Annotated in this window: 10 protein-coding genes and 1 tRNA gene; 7 read left to right on the top strand and 4 right to left on the bottom strand. The window is 35.9% G+C overall.

All coding sequences use genetic code 11. The annotated features are described in order from the left end of the window. Nucleotides 1-12: 12 nt before the first annotated feature. The gene (locus FEM21_RS13300; protein WP_035661225.1) at nucleotides 13-1,137 is read right to left on the bottom strand and encodes a glycoside hydrolase family 88/105 protein; all 1,125 of its coding nucleotides are present in this window, start codon (nucleotides 1,135-1,137) and stop codon (nucleotides 13-15) included. A 197-nt stretch (nucleotides 1,138-1,334) separates the two neighbouring features. On the opposite strand from FEM21_RS13300, the gene FEM21_RS13295 reads away from it, so the two are divergent. Continuing rightward, entirely contained in the window at nucleotides 1,335-2,912 is a 1,578-nt protein-coding gene (locus tag FEM21_RS13295; RefSeq protein ID WP_035661223.1) for a glycoside hydrolase family 28 protein, read from the top strand. 82 nt (nucleotides 2,913-2,994) lie between these two features. Here the strand turns inward: FEM21_RS13295 and FEM21_RS13290 are convergent, their stop codons facing one another. Continuing rightward, entirely contained in the window at nucleotides 2,995-5,733 is a 2,739-nt protein-coding gene (locus tag FEM21_RS13290) for a glycosyl hydrolase (RefSeq protein WP_035661218.1), read from the bottom strand. Nucleotides 5,734-6,284: 551 nt separating this feature from the next. On the opposite strand from FEM21_RS13290, the gene FEM21_RS13285 reads away from it, so the two are divergent. The 3 genes from FEM21_RS13285 to FEM21_RS13275 all read left to right on the top strand — a co-directional run bounded on the left by FEM21_RS13285 (nucleotide 6,285) and on the right by FEM21_RS13275 (nucleotide 12,732). Further along, nucleotides 6,285-9,455 carry a SusC/RagA family TonB-linked outer membrane protein gene (locus FEM21_RS13285; protein WP_051627603.1) on the top strand — a complete coding sequence of 1,057 codons (3,171 nt, stop codon included), beginning with the start codon at nucleotides 6,285-6,287 and terminating at the stop codon, nucleotides 9,453-9,455. 33 nt (nucleotides 9,456-9,488) lie between these two features. Beyond that, nucleotides 9,489-11,591: a RagB/SusD family nutrient uptake outer membrane protein gene (locus tag FEM21_RS13280; protein WP_051627602.1), complete on the top strand. Its 2,103-nt coding sequence runs from the start codon at nucleotides 9,489-9,491 to the stop codon at nucleotides 11,589-11,591. A gap of 145 nt (nucleotides 11,592-11,736) precedes the next feature. After that, nucleotides 11,737-12,732: a family 43 glycosylhydrolase gene (locus FEM21_RS13275; RefSeq protein ID WP_051627601.1), complete on the top strand. Its 996-nt coding sequence runs from the start codon at nucleotides 11,737-11,739 to the stop codon at nucleotides 12,730-12,732. 37 nt (nucleotides 12,733-12,769) lie between these two features. On the opposite strand, the gene FEM21_RS13270 is transcribed toward FEM21_RS13275, so the two are convergent. Next, a tRNA-Leu gene (locus tag FEM21_RS13270) sits at nucleotides 12,770-12,851 on the bottom strand. Between the two features lie 115 nt (nucleotides 12,852-12,966). On the opposite strand from FEM21_RS13270, the gene FEM21_RS13265 reads away from it, so the two are divergent. Then, complete coding sequence (locus tag FEM21_RS13265; protein WP_035661211.1) at nucleotides 12,967-14,355, top strand: dipeptidase; 1,389 nt, start codon at nucleotides 12,967-12,969, stop codon at nucleotides 14,353-14,355. Nucleotides 14,356-14,467: 112 nt separating this feature from the next. Here the strand turns inward: FEM21_RS13265 and FEM21_RS13260 are convergent, their stop codons facing one another. Further along, nucleotides 14,468-15,826, bottom strand: a complete 1,359-nt coding sequence (locus FEM21_RS13260) for a saccharopine dehydrogenase family protein (RefSeq protein WP_035661207.1) — start codon at nucleotides 15,824-15,826, stop codon at nucleotides 14,468-14,470. A gap of 418 nt (nucleotides 15,827-16,244) precedes the next feature. Here FEM21_RS13260 and FEM21_RS13255 point away from each other — a divergent pair, with 418 nt between their 5' ends. Beyond that, the gene (locus FEM21_RS13255) at nucleotides 16,245-16,637 is read left to right on the top strand and encodes a DUF423 domain-containing protein (RefSeq protein ID WP_035661203.1); all 393 of its coding nucleotides are present in this window, start codon (nucleotides 16,245-16,247) and stop codon (nucleotides 16,635-16,637) included. Nucleotides 16,638-16,705: 68 nt separating this feature from the next. Further along, nucleotides 16,706-18,295 carry a phosphoenolpyruvate carboxykinase (ATP) gene (pckA, locus tag FEM21_RS13250; RefSeq protein WP_035661200.1) on the top strand — a complete coding sequence of 530 codons (1,590 nt, stop codon included), beginning with the start codon at nucleotides 16,706-16,708 and terminating at the stop codon, nucleotides 18,293-18,295. The last annotated feature ends 99 nt before the right edge of the window (nucleotides 18,296-18,394 follow it).

Here is an 18,394-nt window from a genome sequence, read left to right as displayed (position 1 = left end):
ATAGTATTGCTGCTATTTCATTTTATAGATCTCAGATCCTGCTAACAAGAAACAACCTAATCCATAATCTTCAAAATCAGGAATCTTATCGTAGGTAAGCGGCTGACCGTCTTTTGGCTCTTTTCCAGTAGACTGTAAATAACCCAAGAAACCATTAGAATGTAAACTTTCAGTAGTTAATGCTTTCCATGCTTTCTCAACAACTGGCAAATAAGTTTTCTTGTCTAAAATCCCACTATTGATTCCGTAAGCGATTCCGTAAACAAATAAAGCAGTTCCAGAAGCTTCTTTTTCTCCAAAATTTGTTGGATCATGTAAACTTACATTCCAGAATCCGTCAGGTCTTTGAATTGGCACTAATGCTTTTGCCATTGCTTTTAAATCCTTTACATATTGCGCTCTGTGCGGAACATTTTCAGGAGCGATAGTTAATACTTTTGCTAAAGCAGCAATTACCCAACCGTTTCCACGGCTCCAGTAACAATCTTCTCCATTTGGTTCTTTGTAAGGAGGGTCGAAATCGGCATCACGCCACCATAATCCGTCTTTTGGGTTGTATAAACCATGATCTCCGTGTTTGTCTCTTGAATACATGTACATGTCGTACATTTTTTCGTAATAACGATTATCGTTATCTAAAACTCCTAACTTAGCAAATACCGGCATTCCCATTTGGATGGCATCAATCCAGGACCAGTCGTCAAGCTGAGGCGTATTCAACAACATATTAATACATTGTCTTGTGTTTTTTAGCTTTTTAGCATCTGGCTCAATATTATATAAATCGATATAAGTTTGCGCTGCACAATAATCATCGGCATTTCTATTAGCATTACCGTTTCTAAAACCCCATTTATGGAATTCTGCCCAGTCATAAGCATATTTATAATATGCTTCTTTTGGATAAATTTCGTGCAATGCCATTAATCCTTCATAGTAAACTCCTCTTGTCCAGATATTACTTGGACGTTCTCTATTAGTAACAATTGTTTTACCTACATCTGTCCATTTTTCCATAAAATATTTATTGGCCAATTCCATTTGCGAAAGCACTACTTTTTTATCAAAAGTTTGCTGTGCAACCGATACTGAACTGTACAATAAAAAGGATGTAAAGATTAAAACCAGTTTCTTCATGTTCTCTTTTTTTTGAATTAATAATGAATTTTAGTGCTTATATTTTGCTATAATAAAATAATCAGGTAAAAATAATATTGAAATATCTATTTCCTGTCCTGTTGCATCCTGCTAAATTAAAATTAATAATTAGTTTTGCATTGAAAATTTTCTTCTTTAAGAAAAAATTACCCCTAATTTCAAGAAAACCCATAAATATGAAGTTAAAAAAAACAGCATTCTTAGCTATCGTAACTGCACTATTGTTCTCGTGTAACACACAAAAAAACAATATTAATCCAACTGTTGCTGTGAAAATTCCAACAGAAAACGAAGTGGGTGTAAAAATGCTTTCGGCAGAAATTGCGCCTGTAAAAGCGCCTTTTAAAACCATCCAATTTACTAAACCTACTTTTCCCGCTGAAAGAGTTACACTAACACTTTCGGCAACTGAAATCAACACTACTACCATTCAAAAAGCTATTGATGCTCTAACAGCCAAAGGCGGAGGTACAATTGTGGTTCCTAACGGAAGATGGCTAACCGGAAGAATTCAGCTGAAAGACAACATCAATTTTCATTTAGAAAGTGGTGCTCAATTAGTTTTTAGTGGCGAAATAAAAGATTTTCTTCCTGTGGTTTTTACCCGAATTGAAGGAATTGAAGTAATGTCATTAGGAGCTTGTATTTATGCTAATGGCGCTACTAATATTGCCATTACAGGAAACGGAAAATTAATTGGACCACAAAAAGGTTCTATTCGCGACCGAATTTTAACAAAAGACGTTATCGATAATGTTATTGATCCAAACACTCCCGTAGCCGAAAGAATTGTTGATGGAACCAAACAAGATTGGATTTTTCCTCCAATGTTTATTTCGCCTATCAATTGTAAAAAAGTATATATCGAAGGAGTTTCTCTGGAAAATTCGGCTTTCTGGAATATCGTTCCTATTTATTGTGACAATGTGATTATTCGTGGAATAACAGTTAATTCTGTTGGAACACCTCGTGGTGACGGAATTGATATTGAATCGACTAAAAATGTATTGATCGAATATTGTAATTTAAGTACTGGCGATGATTGTTTTACTATGAAAGCCGGAAGAGGCGAAGACGGTATCAGAGTGAATAAATCAACCGAAAATATAGTGGTACGTTACTGTCTTGCTTTAAAAGGACATGGCGGAATAACCTGTGGAAGTGAAACAGCAGGAATGATTCGAAATTTGTACGTTCACGATTGCGTTTTTAAAGATTCGGGAGTAGGAATCCGATTCAAAACCCGTAGATCACGCGGTGGTGGCGGCGAAAACCTTATTTACGAACGCATTCGAATGAATTTAGATCAAACAGCCATAAAATGGGATATGTTGGGTTCATCGGGTAGTGTTGGCGATTTAGCCGCTCGTTTACCAGCGAGAGCAATCAATAAACTAACACCAAAATTTCAAAACATTACTATTAAAGATATTATTGTCGAAAACTGCACCACTTTCATCAAGGTTTTTGGTATTCCTGAAACACCAGTGAATCATTTAAGTATTGAAAACGCTAAAGTAAACTGTGACGAACTTTTCGATGCTCATGATCTTAAAAATGCCGTTTTTAAAAACATTTCAATTACAGCAAAAAATAGCACATTATCATTTTTAGATTCCAGAAACATTCTTTTTGAAAACATTGATTTTAAAACACCAAGTTCTCCAAATCTCGATGTAAAAGGAACTCTTTCAGATTCTATTATTGTTCATTCAAGCAAGAATATGAAAGATACCAAATGGTTTAAAAAGTAAAAAAATCTCAAGAATCCATCTTAAAAACAAAACGTCCCAAAAGCAAAAACTCTTGGGACGTTTTATATTTTTAAACTAATTATTATTTTGTTTCATTTTTTAAAGGAGTAATAGTAACAGGCCCTAATAATCCTGAAGGCATTGGCTTCCATTTTGTAGCATCAAATTTGTTATAATCTTTATCTACCATATTGATTTCGTAAAAAATCTTCCATTCCTGACCTTTCTTCTCCATATCAATCACTCTATTAGCCGAAAGATTTGTCACCTGAACTTTTAATTCGTTTTTACCTTTTTTCAACTTTCCTAAATTGATCGTAAAAGGCACTGACCAGGCATCTCCGATATATGCTCCGTTTAACCAAATCTTAGCACTTTCTCTAACATCACCTAAGTTTAATTGCCAGTTATCAGCAGCTACTTTTGGCGCATCAAATTGTAAAGTGTACAATGCTGTTCCTGAAAAAGCTTCCGTTTCAGGACTAATTTTAGTCCATGATTCTAACGAACTTACTTTTGCAGGAGCTGGTAAAGTTGGTCCTCCTTTTTCAAAAGTCAATTTCCAGTCGCCTTTTAAAACAATTGGTTCCGATGCGTTTTGATAGTAGTTCCAAGGTTTTTCAGAAGCTGTACTTTCAGTTTTTAAAATCAATGATTTTCCGGATTCGATACGAAGTTTCACTAAAGTAGTTTGACCTTCTTTTTTCACTATCGCATTACCTACATTTCTATTCAAAGGATCTAAAATCAATACTTCTTTGTTGGCTATAGCCAAAGGAATAAACCCTTCAATTGTTTTAGGTGTATGATTTACCAAATAATAAATTTTTTCTCCATTGATATCTCTTTTTATGAATTTCAATCCTGTTTTTACTAAATCTTCTGATTGAATATTAGCTGATTGTAATGCTTTAAACAAATCATTAACCGGAGTTACAATAGATTTATTATCTGAAAGTAATGTCGTTAATTTTGTATTTTGAACTTCATAATCTTTAAGTCCCGGAACCGATTCTGGCAATCCTTCGAAAATAATTGAGGCTCCTGATTTTTTCAATTCGATCAATTTTTCTAAAGTAGCCAATGGCATTTTATCGCAATTTGGCACCACTAATGATTTGTATTTACCTCCAGGCAACACAAGTATTCCGTTTTCAACTTTTGCCTGAGCAATAAAAGCATCCGAAATAAAATCAACCCCATAACCATTAGCCATTAATTTTTTAGTAGTTTCATAAAATGAAGTTCCGTGCAACCATTCTTTCAATGAGTGAATCTTGAATTGGAAAAATAAATTCCCTTCTAAGCTTTTTGCCCAGGTATCATAAATAGGATAATACAATAAAGTTTCATTGTCTGGCTTTCCTGCCTGCAACATTGACTGACAATTAGCAATGTAGTTGAACAATCCTGAAGCATCTTCCCAAATTGAATTTGTCGCATTAAAATTTACCGAAGCATAAAATTTCCATCCTGGCCATTGCGCTTCTTTAGGCGAATAAGTGGAACCATGAAGAAATACATGATTAATTCCATTCAGCATTAAATCTTCCACTTCCGGTTTACATTGTGATAAAGCAGTCTTAAAATGATCTCTCAACCAGGTAAAACTTTCTGAAGATGTTAATGGTTTACCTGAAATATGTGCTGCTGAAGAAGAAAATTTCAACATCACAGGATCAGCATCACCTTCTCTAATATCTTCTTTTTCTCTTCGAAAACCCGGAATATCATAAGGCATTGAACCAAAAGTTTCACATTCAGGAATATCTGAAGAAGCATATAAATCGATTAGATTTCCAGGCGAACCATGTGCTTGTAATTTAGTTTTATAATTTTTAGCATTCGCCCATTTAGTCCAAGGCAAATCAAATTTATGCAGCAATAAATCCGAAATTGTTTCTCTATAATCGCTCTTTACTCTGTTTCCCATTTCAGAATCTTCTTTACTCAACAACTGTGGCAGATATTTTTTCAAATCATATCCACGACGTTTTTCAAATTCCTGTAGAAAAAGCGGAGTAAAATCAGTCCCGTAAACTTCATAACTATCATTAAAAATAGCTCTCAATTTCCCTTCAAATCCTACTAATGCCTTATCAAAAGGAACTACATAAGCATTAAGCGCTTCTTCTGAATAATGATCTAAAGTGTAACCTTTTCCACCTGGAGCAGCACGTTTAACCTGCTGACCTGTTTTTCCGGCAAAGACAGCATAAAGTGTGTAATCTGCTTTTTTAGCTTTCCAGTTAAGTACATTTCCTTTTAACAAAGAAGTCAAATCAGTATAAGAACCATCAGCGCCATAAGCCGAAACCGATAACAATTGCGCCGGAACTTTCTCTTTTGCAGGATCTGCTTTTATTTCTTTATTAAATTGTTCGTTTTTCTTAACCTCATATTTTTCTACAACTAATTTAGTTGCAGCATGAGGAAGCGTAACCTGAGGTCCGCCGTAAGGCCAACCTGTTCCCAAAACCATATCGACCTGTAAACCTAAACTATCGGCAATTTTCACTGTGTAGCCCAGCATTTCCATATATTTTGGCGACAAATAATCAATAAAATTATTCTCTTGTCCTTTTACTCCATAAATAGGCGTAATTTCAACTCCTCCAATACCCACTTTTTCAAAATCAATTAAACTTGATTTAATATTTGGCTTATCTACTGCATTTCCCATCCACCACCAGCGTGCCCATGGTTTACTTACGTTTTTAGTTTCCGGCCAAACCGAACCTGATTTGTTTTCCTGAGCACTCACATTGATAACCGAAAGCATTCCGACAACAAATGGAAGATAATTGAATTTAATTTTCATTGATATTATATTAAAACGTTTTATTTTCTCCTTATAAATAGAATAAGCAAAACTATAAATAAAGATTATAAATTTTGCCTGCGAAAAATACTAAATAATAGCCTGGAAAGCATCCTGCACCATCCTGTTTATATTTTTGGATAATTTTTAAAAATTTAATGCTTTACCTACAAGAATTATTCCGTTAAAATACAAAAGTTAATTTATTGTCGATTTTCTTTTAGAATTCAATTTACTTTAACACTAAACCAGCCATCATCTGACTAAAAACACACTAAAATATTTCAATTTTAGAAAATAATATTTTTTTTAACATTAAAAAACACAAAAAATAATAAAAACAACTAATTATTAATTTAAAATACAAAATTAACATAAAATATTGAGTAATACATATTTTAAAACAAACAAACAAACAATAAAACAAAAATCAATTCACTAAAAATCAAATAGTTAAATACATAAATCTAAACTACAGACACAACAGGATAGTTAAAAATATCCAAATTTTTAAATTTGAAAAAAATGCTAACCGTAATAACAAGTTAACTATGAAAAACAAACTTTTTTATTTGTTGAGCTTTATATTAGTACTCTTTTTAAGTACTACCACCTATGCTCAGGAAAAATTAATAAAAGGAAAAATCATTGACGAGTCAGGACTACCAGTTCCTGGAGCTTCTTTAGTCATTAAAGGAACAACTAAAGGAAGTACAACAGACATGGATGGAAATTATTCCATTTCAGCTAAACCAGGCGATGTAATCGTTTTCACTTATTTAGGCTACAAAACCGTAGAAGAAAAAGTAACTGAAGCAAACAACTACAACATTTCATTAGTACCAACACAATCTCAACTAGAAGAAGTTGTAGTAGTTGGGTATGGAACTCAAAAGAAATCAGATTTAACTGGAGCCATTACCCGAGTAAGTGCAGAAGAACTAAATAATCGACCTGTAAGTAATGCAATGGAAGCTTTACAAGGTAAGGCAGCCGGTGTAGACATTACCACTAATGAAAGACCTGGTCAGTTAGGAAGTGTTCGTATTCGTGGACAACGTTCTCTAAACGCTAGTAGTGAGCCTCTTTATGTAGTAGATGGAGTACCTTTATTTTCATCTTCTGCTATTGAAACTTTAAATCCACGCGACATTGAATCTATCGACGTCCTTAAAGATGCATCAGCTACTGCCATTTATGGTTCTCGTGGAGCAAATGGAGTTATCATTGTAACTACTAAACAAGGTAAATCTGGAAGATTTACTTTAAATTATTCAGCAACATTAAGCACAACCGATATAGTAGATCGCGCACCTTCAATGAGTGCAGCAGATTTCATTCAATTCAAAAGATGGGCACAATATAATAGTAATCCAGCTGCTCCACACCCTAACTCTCCTACTCTAGCTAATGATACTGTTCTTTTTGATAGTGCCTTAGATGGACAGGCTACCAGAGACAATGTACTTAAAGGCTGGGAAAGTGGCACATGGGATCCTTCTAAAGTTACCAATACAGATTGGACTAAATTTGTAACCCAAACAGGAATCATGAACGAGCACGTAATTAGCGCTAGCGGTGGTTCTGAAAAAATAAACAGTTATGCTTCTTTTGGCTATTTAAGTAATAAAGGAACACAAAGAGGACAAGATTACACTCGTTACACCACTAAATTATCTACAAATATTACCGCTACAGATTGGTTTAAGCTAAATGCTTCATTAAATGTTTCTTGGAGCGAACAAGATTTTGGAATGTCAACCTTAGGAGGAAGAAGCGGCTCAGTACCTAATGCTATATACGGAGCAGCTAAATCAGTTTTTAATATTGCTACACCTTATGATGCAAATGGCAATTTAATTATTAACCCTGGAGGAGAAAGTGGCGTTTACACTATCATGAACGAATGGGAAAAAAGCACTCAATTATCTCAAACTATGCGTGCTTTAGGTAATATTTCAGCGACTTTTGATATTGGCAAAATATGGGAACCGCTTCAAGGTCTTACTTATAAATTTAATTTTGGTCCAGATTTCCGTCACTGGAGAGAAGGAGTTTACATTGACGGTACATCTTCACACAGAATTAATTCAAACGGTACTGCCGGAAGAAACTTAGCACGCCTTAGAAATGCTCGTGATTTCTCTTGGACTTTAGACAATATGATTTCTTACGATCGTACTTTTAACAAACATAAAATAGGGGCTACTTTACTTCAAACAGCTTCTTCTTGGGATATTGAAAATTCATCTATAAGCGCAAGTAATATTGCTAAATCTTCTTTCTTATGGAATGCTTTAAACGATATAGATGTAACCAATCCGAACAACAGTGTAAGCATTGGATCAGATCTTATTCAACGTCAGCTTACATCATATATGGCTCGTTTCAATTATGGTTTTGACAACCGTTACCTATTAACAGTTTCAGCTCGTTGGGATGGAGCTTCACAATTAGCGGATGGCTACAAATGGGATGTTTTTCCATCAGCTGCCTTAGCTTGGCGTGTGGATCAGGAAGAATTCATGAAAGACATAAATTGGGTTGATAATTTAAAGTTCCGTTTAGGTTTCGGTACAGTAGGTAACTCATCTGTTGCTCCATATTCATCAAAAGGACCAATCAGAAGTATTTTACTTCCTTTTAACGGATTATCTAATCAAATCGGCTATACGACCAATGAGCCTTATTACACAAACAGCTTAATTTCAATGCCTAATCCAGCATTAGGATGGGAAAAAACAACCCAATACAACCTTGGAATTGATTTTGGCTTCCTTAAAAACAGAATTAGCGGTACAATTGAACTTTATAAATCGTTTACAAATGATTTATTAATGGAAGTTTTAATACCACCTTTAACAGGTTACCCTAGTACAATTGCTAACGTTGGTAAGACTAGTAACCGTGGTATTGAAGCCACACTTAACTTTATTCCAGTTCAAACTGAAAGTGGATTTACTTGGGAAACTAATATCAACGGAGCTTGGCAAAAAGACAAAATTGAAGAATTAGCTTATGGAAAAAATGATATGGTTGATAATACTTGGTTTATAGGTCAACAAATCAATGTACGTTATGGGTTTGACAATTTAGGAATTTGGCAAAACACTCCAGAAGACTTAGCTGAAATGGCTAAATGGAATGCTGTCGCTACTGCAAGTAATCCTAACGCTTACCAATTTACTCCAGGTAGTGTTCGCCCTAAAGATCAAAATGGGGATTACCAAATGACTATTGAAGACAGAACAATCATAGGCAACAGTAATCCAAACTGGACAATGGGATGGAATAATACTTTTAATTACAAAGGTTTTGAATTATCAGCAAATATTTATGGGCGCATGGGCTACACTGCTTCTTTAGGTGGAGAAGCATTGACAGGAACTAGCAACCAACGTCAAGTAGACTACTGGACTCCTGACAATCCAAATGCAGAATTTCAAAAACCAGTTTTAGGACAGGCTTCAGCTGGTTCAAGAGACCCTTATTCAGGACTTCTTGGATTCACAAAAGCTTCTTTCGTAAAGATTCGTAATATTTCTTTAGGATACAATTTTCCAAAAGATTTCACTTCTACTATTGGTTTAGCTAATCTAAAATTATATGCTCAGGCAGTAAATCCAGGTAGTATATACCAATCTGTTGACTGGTATGATTTTGACACTAATGCCACTTACTTCAACCGTAGTTTCGTAATGGGAATTGAAGTTGGTTTTTAATACAAAAAAGTTATAATATTTAAATATAGCAAGATGAATAAATTTAAAAATATAGGAATAGGAATTCTAATTCTAGCAGGACTAACTTTTAATTCCTGCTCAAAAGATTTTCTAGACGAAGAGCAAACAAATCGTTATTCAACAGATTATTTTGAAACTCCTGAAGGACTTGAAGCATTAACATTATCACTTTACGGTAATATTAGATGGCATTTTGGATTTGAATGGGCTTACGGAATTACACTTTATGGTACCGATGAGTTTACCAATGCAAATGACTTAACCAATCAAATGTGGAATACTTATGATAGTCGTTTAGCTCCTTTTAGAGCAACTCCTGCCTTAGGTGCAGCTAATGGAAATGCTACAGGTCCAGAAGCTCTTTGGGATCAAATGTATTATGGTATAGCTTCTGCAAATACAATTATAGCTAATGCTAGTAAAATTTCAAATTTAGAAATCAGAAACCGTTGCTTGGCTCATGCTTATTTTTTACGCGGTTACAATTATTACCGCCTTACTGCTCAATACGGTGGAGTGGTTTTACAAACAGAACCAGCTAAAGGGATTGTGCGTAACTTTACCCGTTCGACTGATGAACAATGTTGGGAACAGGTAATCTCAGATTTTCGTAATGCATATAATCTTTTTCAAGGCGAAATTTTCACTTATGGAAAAGGTATTACCTGGACCAAAGCTACCGCAGCACATTTTCTGGCTAAAGCATTATTATTCCGTTCTTCAGAACGTAACGATACTTGGAATAGCGCATACAAAGAAGCGGATTTAAATGAAGCTATTGATGCTTGTACCTATGCAATCAATGCTCGTGGACCTTTAACTAGCAACTATATTGATTTATATGGTAACTGGACTGGAGTAGATTCAGCTGCTGAACAGCAAAATGAAATCTTAATGGCAGCAGGTCATAATGCTGATGCAAGTACTTCTGGACGTTTTGGAAACCGTACTTACAACTATTTTGCACCACAATTTTCAAGTTTTTCAGGGGGTTGGGTTAGACGTGGTGTATGGATTGGTTCTATGGACTTTCAACGTCTTCGTCCTACCGAATACAGTTATGGCATCTATGATCACGTAAATGATTCTCGTATGTGGAAAACATTCAAAACCGTTTATGGAGCCAATACTATTGTTGCTCCTAATACTAACGGTGTTCAATTAGGAGATCCTGGGATTGTAATGATTTTAAATACTAAAAACGATGCAACTTATAATGGATTTACTTTTGGTGCCGCAGTACAAAATCCAACATGGAGAGACAACAATAGTCGCCTACCTGCATGGACAGTAGGATCTCGCCAAACAGCAACAACAGGATCTTTAACAACTAAAGTTGGTCAATATGCACCTAATTCATTAGTATTGTATCAAAACGGAGTTTATGTAGCTCCTAATTTTAAAAATCAACCTATTTGTAACTTCTTTGCTGGAGTTAATAAAGTAGATGATGGATCCCGTCAGGCAGAAAGAGGAGATTCTCGTCGTGATGTGACCATGGCACGTCTTGGAGAAACTTATTTAGTTAGAGCAGAATGCTATGCTCGACAAGGTAAATTCAATGAAGCCATGGGTGACATTAACATCATTCGTGCACGTGCTCAATGGAAAAATGGAGAAAACAGATCATATTATAGAGATGGCTCACAAGCGTTTGAAACCAATGCTTTAAACACAGGAGCAAATGCAACAAATTACATCAACTCTAATTTGAATATGAATACCTATTATTTATCTAACCCAACTATTGCTGTTACTACTGCAGCATCTAATTTACAATTAACTTCATTCCCTGCTATTTTGCCAGCAGAAGATGAAGCTGTGATCGCAAGAGTTGGTGCATCATCTCCTTACCAACGTGCTTTACATTTTATTCTTAACGAACGTACACGTGAATTATTAGGAGAATGGCAACGTTGGGAAACCTTATCTCGTACAGGAACTTTAATAACACGTACAAGAGCATATAATCCAGAAGCAACTGGAATTACTGCTAACAAACATGAACTTCGTCCTATACCTCAAACCTTTATTGATGGCTTATTAAATGATGATGGTTCAAACTTGACAGACGAACAGAAAAAAGCATGGCAAAATCCGGGTTACATTAACTAAAATTTATCAAGCTTACTATTTCAAAGTGCCATGACTAAATTGTCATGGCACTTTTTTTATTACACAACTCAAAAACAGAATACGACAGGATAGAAACGTAAAATGAAAAATTTATCTTTGGAAACAAATCAACCTTATTTATCGAATGAAAAAAATAATATTCATCTTGCTAACATTTGCATCAGCCTTTACAAATACTAACGCTCAGGAAAGCCAGACAGCCAGCAAACCTTTATACCGAGACCCAATATATGACGGAGCTGCTGATCCTACATTGATATGGAATAAAAAAGAGAAAAAATGGTTTATGTTTTATACTAATCGCAGGACGAATATTGAAAGCAAAGGTGTGAGCTGGGTTCACGGAACACCCATTGGCATTGCCGAATCCAAAGATGGTGCAAAATGGACTTATAAAACCGATTGCAAAATCGATTATAAACTAAAAGATGTTACTTATTGGGCACCTGATATTATAGAACACAAAGGAATTTATCATATGTACCTGACCATTGTTCCTAGTATTTTTGAAGACTGGCGTCATCCACGTTATATTATCCACCTTACAAGCAAAAACCTAATTGATTGGAAATTTCAATCTCAATTAAAACTGGCTTCAGAAAGATGTATTGACGCTGCAGTATTCCGCTTAGACAATGGAAATTGGCGTATGTATTACAATAATGAAAATGATGGAAAATCAGTTTATTATGCCGATAGTAAAGATTTATACAATTGGACTGATAGTGGACAAAAAGTAGTAAAAGACCGTGGCGAAGGCCCTAAAGTTTTTAGATGGAAAAACAAAAACTGGATGATTATAGATACTTGGAGAGGATTAGGAGTTTTTTCTTCAGATGATTTTACCAACTGGAAACGACAAGAAAAAAACATTCTGCAAGAACCAGGAACAGGACAAGATGATAAAGTCATTGGGGGGCATGCCGACGTAATTGTTCAGGGAGACAAAGCTTATATATTTTATTTTACACATCCGGGACGAATCCCTACAAACAAAGGAATTGACAATTATGAAACCCGCAGAACTTCTATTCAGGTAGCCGAATTAGAATATAAAGATGGAGAAATTATCTGCAATCGAGATAAGACTGTGAATATCAACCTCAATCCAAACAAATAGATATAAAAAAAGCTTCTCGATTGAGAAGCTTTTTTTGTGCGGATAATAGGACTCGAACCTACACGCCTTGCGGCACCAGATCCTAAGTCTGGCACGTCTACCAATTTCGCCATATCCGCGCGCTATTGTGGGTGCAAATATAAGCATACTTTCCAATATTCAAAGGAAAAAATTAAAAAAAAATTATTATTCCGTTTTTTGTATTTTTGAAAGTATCAAAATACGTCCAAATCAATGAAAGACATTAAAAACTATATACAACAAAATAAAGATCGTTTTATCAACGAATTAATCGAATTATTGAAGATTCCGTCTGTAAGTGCAGATACTACTTATTTTCAGGATGTGATTAACACCTCCGAAGCCGTGAAACTAAGTCTTGAAAAAGCCGGATGCGACAAGGTTGAAATATGTGAAACGAACGGCTATCCCATTGTATATGGCGAAAAAATCATTGACCCTAATTTGCCAACCGTTTTAGTGTACGGTCATTACGATGTGCAACCTCCTGACCCAATTGAACTCTGGACTTCACCCCCATTTGAACCCGTTATCAAAAAAACCGAAATTCATCCCGAAGGAGCTATTTTTGCCCGTGGTGCCTGCGATGACAAAGGTCAGATGTATATGCACGTCAAAGCTTTCGAATACATGATCCAGAGCAATACTTTGCCTTGTAATGTAAAATTCATGATTGAAGGCGAAGAAGAAGTGGGCAGCGTAAACCTGAAAAGCTTTGTCGAAAACAATACCGAAAAACTAAAAAACGATGTCATCCTGATTTCTGATACCGGAATGATTTCGAACCAGCAACCCTCCATCACCACAGGATTGCGAGGCTTGAGCTATGTTGAAGTCGAAGTTACAGGCCCTAACCGCGATTTACATTCGGGATTGTATGGCGGAGCCGTAGCCAATCCGATTAATATTTTGAGCAAAATGATTGCTTCGCTTCACGACGAGAACAACCGCATTACCATCCCGGGATTTTATGACAAGGTCGAAGATTTATCTTTGGAAGAAAGAACCGAAATGGCCAAAGCTCCTTTTGATATAGAAGATTACAAAAAAGCACTGGATTTAAATGACGTTTATGGCGAGGAAGGCTATGTTACCAACGAAAGAAACGCTATCCGTCCCACTTTAGACGTTAACGGAATTTGGGGCGGCTACACCGGACAGGGAGCCAAAACCGTGATTCCGTCTAAGGCTTTCGCCAAAATTTCGATGCGGTTAGTTCCTAATCAAGATTGGGAAGAAATCACCCAATTGTTCAGCACGCATTTCACAGCTATTGCTCCAAAAGCCGTAACCGTAAAAGTAACACCACACCACGGCGGTCAGGGTTATGTAACCCCTATTGACAGCATTGGTTACAAAGCCGCTCACTTAGCTTATTCCGAAACTTTTGGTATCGCTCCTATTCCTGTTCGCTCAGGAGGCAGCATCCCTATTGTTTCCTTATTCGAAAAAGAACTAAAGAGCAAAACTATCCTAATGGGATTTGGACTCGACAGCGATGCCATTCATTCGCCTAATGAACATTTCGGGATTTTCAATTACCTGAAAGGCATTGAAACTATTCCGTTGTTTTATAAATATTTTGTGGAGTTGTCGAAGTAATTTAAATTTTAACCGCAAAAGACACAAAGTTTTTCGCAAAGTTCTCTAAGTTTAAAAACATAAAAAAATCCGTTTATTCCACAAGAGTAAACGGATTTTTGATTATATAAAATTAACTATACTTATACCCTAAATACGGCAACATTTGTTCTTTAAAAACTACGCCGTATTTTTCTAATTCTTCTAAAACGGGTAAATACACTTCTTTATTGATTGGCAATTGGACGCCTGTAGTTTTTATTTTTCCGTTTAGGATTAACAAGGTCGCCATAGCAACAGGTAAGCCTACGGTTTTTGCCATAGCGGTATAAGTTTGATCTTGTCCTATGCAAACCATTTGGGAATCCATTTGTACTTTTTCGCCATTAATCTGGTAGCCAAATTTATGATACATCACAATCATGTCTTTGTCTTCGGGCTGCAGTGTCCAACTATCGTTGAGGATTTTTTCCAGAATTTGAGCCGGAGTAGCATTTTTGAGTCCGACCATTTTTTTATCGTTGAACAAATCCAATTCCAACAATTTGTCCCACATAATATCGTCCTGATCGATTTTGAGCAGGAAACGGGTTTTTATTTCCACTGAATCTGTGGGATGATAAGGCAAAAACGAATTGATAAACTGGCGGTAACTCATATTTTCGGAATCTTCCATCACATAAGAGTCGTCGGTCATTCCCAATTGCACAAACATATTCCAGGCTTTGGAAAAACCTACTCTTCGAATGGTTCCTCTAAACAAAGTTAGCACATCATCTAGACCATAAATACTTCTGTATTTTAACGAATCTCTGTTCGAATAAGCCTCAAAACGTCCGTAACCTTCTACTTCTAAAAATTCGGTTCTTCGAAACAAGGAATCATAGGGAATATACTTGTAAGTTCCTTCCTGAATAAATTTGGCCACACCGCCCTGTCCTGCCAAAACTACATTTCGCGGTGCCCAGGTAAATTTATAATTCCAAAGATTGTTATCAGATTCTGGTGCTACGAGTCCGCCACAAAAAGATTCGAACAGCAACATTTTTCCACCCTGCTCTCTAATTTCGTCAATTACTTTCATGGCACTCATGTGGTCGATTCCGGGATCTAATCCCACTTCGTTCATAAAAATGAGTTTGTTTTCCTTTACCTCAGCATCAAGTTCCTGCATGGCATCACTAATATACGATGCCGTAACCAGATTTTTTTTGAAATACAGGCAATCTCTGGCAATTTCGATATGCAAATGCGCCGGTAACATTGAGATTACAATTGCTGCTTTTTCAATCGCTGCCCTTCTTTCGTCTTTATTATAAATATCCAATGCAAGTGCTGTTGCATTAGGATGATTATTGGTTTTCTTTTGTGCTAACTCCAGAGACAAATCGGCAATAGTAAGATGCAATTGTTCTTCCTGAGATTTATTCAGAAGATATTGTATCAGCGAAGAAGCGGATCGACCTGCACCTATGATTAAAATATTTCTCATAACTAGAAAATATAACTCAAAAATAAGGAAATGTTTGGGCTAAGGCAAACGCTAGCCACTAAATAAAATAACCGCAAATTCGCAAATTAAAATATGGCAAAAAAAATTTGCAAATTTGCGGTTGAATCATTTTTAAAAGCTAAAAAAACGAATAAATACTTTGTTTTAAAGTTGTGGCTCGGTCAATGTGATTAATCTCTATGTTTCTAAATTATTTTTATCTAAAAAACCTTTGTGCGACTCTGTGGAACTTTTGCGAATCTTTGCGAAAAAACTTTGCCTACTTTGCGGTAAAACAAATCCTTTCTTGAATAAAATTCACAAAAATTTAGCACAATAAAAGGCAAACTATCCCTTAAAAAGCTTTTAGTTTGTTATGATTTCGAATACTTTTGTATAGAACCTAAACAGAACAAAAATGGATAAAAAAATAATTTCGACCGCGGCTTTATTAGGAATGATTGCTATAATTCTGGGTGCTTTTGGAGCTCATGCGCTAAAAAAAGTATTGAACATCGAACAATTGAACACTTTTGAAACAGGAGTTCGTTACCAAATTTACCATGCTCTATTTTTATTGTTCGTTGGCATTATTCCTGCTTTGAATTCGAAAACTAAAAAAATCATATCCAATTTAGTGCTTTCGGGAGTAATTCTTTTTTCAGGTTCTATTTATTTATTAGCAACAAATGACCTCACTCCTATTGACTTTAGGTTCGTTGGTCCCGTAACACCTATTGGTGGATTTTTACTCATTAGTGCCTGGGCAGTTTTATTCTTTAATGCTCTAAAAAAATCGGATGCTAATTAAATATTCGAAAAAGAATCACAATCACATTCTATTTTATAGAAACTAAAAACTACTAAACCTGCTTTCTTATGAACGACAATAAGCCCTTTTCACTAGATACTATCGGAATTAAAAACGTCAAAATTCATTACCAATTAACGCCAGACCAATTACACCAATTGACACTGGATCGTGCAGAAGGTCTTGAAACTTCAACAGGAGCTTTAGCAATCAATACCGGGAAATTTTCGGGTCGTTCGCCTCAGGATCGCTTTATTGTAAAAGACAGTATTTCTGAAAACGAAGTTTGGTGGGGAGAAATTAATATTCCATTCGAAGCGGAAAAATTTGATGCTTTGTATTCAAAAATAACGGCCTATTTATCGAATAAGGAAATCTTTGTAAGAGATGCTTATGTATGTTCCGATTCAAATTACAGATTAAATGTTCGTGTCATTACCGAAACTCCCTGGGCCAATTTATTTTGCTACAATATGTTTCTAAGACCCGAAGAAAAAGAATTAGCTCATTTTATAGCCGACTGGACTTTAATTTGTGCTCCAAGTTTCTTAGCTGATCCAAAAACAGACGGAACACGTCAGGAGAATTTTGCGATATTAAATTTCACCAAAAAAGCCATCATCATTGGCGGAACGGGTTATACGGGCGAAATGAAAAAAGGAATATTCTCGGCCTTGAACTTTATTCTTCCGGTTTTCGAAAATGCATTACCAATGCATTGTAGTGCCAATGTAGGCGAAGACGGAGAAACAGCCATTTTCTTTGGTTTATCAGGAACAGGAAAAACAACACTTTCGGCTGATCCAAATAGAAAATTAATTGGTGACGATGAGCACGGTTGGACGAGCGAGAATACTGTTTTTAATTTCGAAGGCGGATGTTATGCCAAAGTGGTCAACCTAAGCGAAGAAAACGAACCTGATATTTTTAGAGCGGTTAAAAAAGGTGCGCTTTTAGAAAATATCGTTTTCAAACAAGGCAGCAACGAAGTCGATTATACTGATATTTCGCTTACGCCAAATACCCGCGTAAGTTATCCAATTGAGCATATCGATAATATTCAGCCGGGTTCTATAGGTCAAAACCCAAAGAATATATTTTTCCTGACGGCGGATTCTTTTGGAATCCTGCCTCCTATTGCAAGATTGACTCCGGGTCAGGCAGCCTATCATTTTATTTCGGGTTACACTGCAAAAATTGCAGGAACCGAAGCAGGAATCAACGAACCTCAGCCTAATTTCTCGGCTTGTTTTGGCGCGCCATTCATGCCTTTGCATCCTACAAGATATGCCGAAATGCTAAGCAAAAAAATGCAGGATGCTGGTGTAAAAGTTTGGCTGATTAACACCGGATGGACTGGCGGTGCTTACGGTACTGGAAACCGAATGAAGTTAAAATACACCCGTGCTATGATTACGGCTGCTTTAAACGGAGAATTAGACACAGTCGATTACCAAAATCACGCTGTTTTTAAAATTGCTATTCCAAATTCCTGCCCTGAAGTACCTGCCGAAATTTTAAACCCAAGAAACACCTGGAAAGACAAAGGTTTATATGATGTAAAAGCAATCGAACTGGCTGAAAAATTCAAAGCTAATTTTGTAAAATTTGAAAGCTATGCGAATGACGAAATCTTAGCCGGAGCACCTCAAGTGTAAACCTATATTTATAAAACCACAAAACCCGACAATTGATAGTTGTCGGGTTTTGTTTTGTGTTTTTATCAGGCGAAAGCGAAAGGATTTGCGCATGGGCGG

The organism is Flavobacterium seoulense, assembly GCF_000695795.1.
Classification (GTDB): Bacteria; Bacteroidota; Bacteroidia; order Flavobacteriales; family Flavobacteriaceae; genus Flavobacterium; species Flavobacterium seoulense.
Note: the sequence above shows the minus strand (reverse complement) of the source record. Positions and strands in the feature narration are given on the sequence as shown.

What these genes read in the sequence shown, in the direction of transcription:
- FEM21_RS13255 (WP_035661203.1), top strand. Translation starts at nt 16,245, where the DNA reads ATGGATAAAAAAATAATTTCGACCGCGGCTTTATTAGGAATGATTGCT.
- FEM21_RS13260 (WP_035661207.1), bottom strand. Translation starts at nt 15,826, where the DNA reads ATGAGAAATATTTTAATCATAGGTGCAGGTCGATCCGCTTCTTCGCTG.
- FEM21_RS13280 (WP_051627602.1), top strand. Translation starts at nt 9,489, where the DNA reads ATGAATAAATTTAAAAATATAGGAATAGGAATTCTAATTCTAGCAGGA.
- FEM21_RS13265 (WP_035661211.1), top strand. Translation starts at nt 12,967, where the DNA reads ATGAAAGACATTAAAAACTATATACAACAAAATAAAGATCGTTTTATC.
- FEM21_RS13275 (WP_051627601.1), top strand. Translation starts at nt 11,737, where the DNA reads ATGAAAAAAATAATATTCATCTTGCTAACATTTGCATCAGCCTTTACA.
- pckA (WP_035661200.1), top strand. Translation starts at nt 16,706, where the DNA reads ATGAACGACAATAAGCCCTTTTCACTAGATACTATCGGAATTAAAAAC.
- FEM21_RS13300 (WP_035661225.1), bottom strand. Translation starts at nt 1,137, where the DNA reads ATGAAGAAACTGGTTTTAATCTTTACATCCTTTTTATTGTACAGTTCA.
- FEM21_RS13290 (WP_035661218.1), bottom strand. Translation starts at nt 5,733, where the DNA reads ATGAAAATTAAATTCAATTATCTTCCATTTGTTGTCGGAATGCTTTCG.
- FEM21_RS13295 (WP_035661223.1), top strand. Translation starts at nt 1,335, where the DNA reads ATGAAGTTAAAAAAAACAGCATTCTTAGCTATCGTAACTGCACTATTG.
- FEM21_RS13285 (WP_051627603.1), top strand. Translation starts at nt 6,285, where the DNA reads ATGAAAAACAAACTTTTTTATTTGTTGAGCTTTATATTAGTACTCTTT.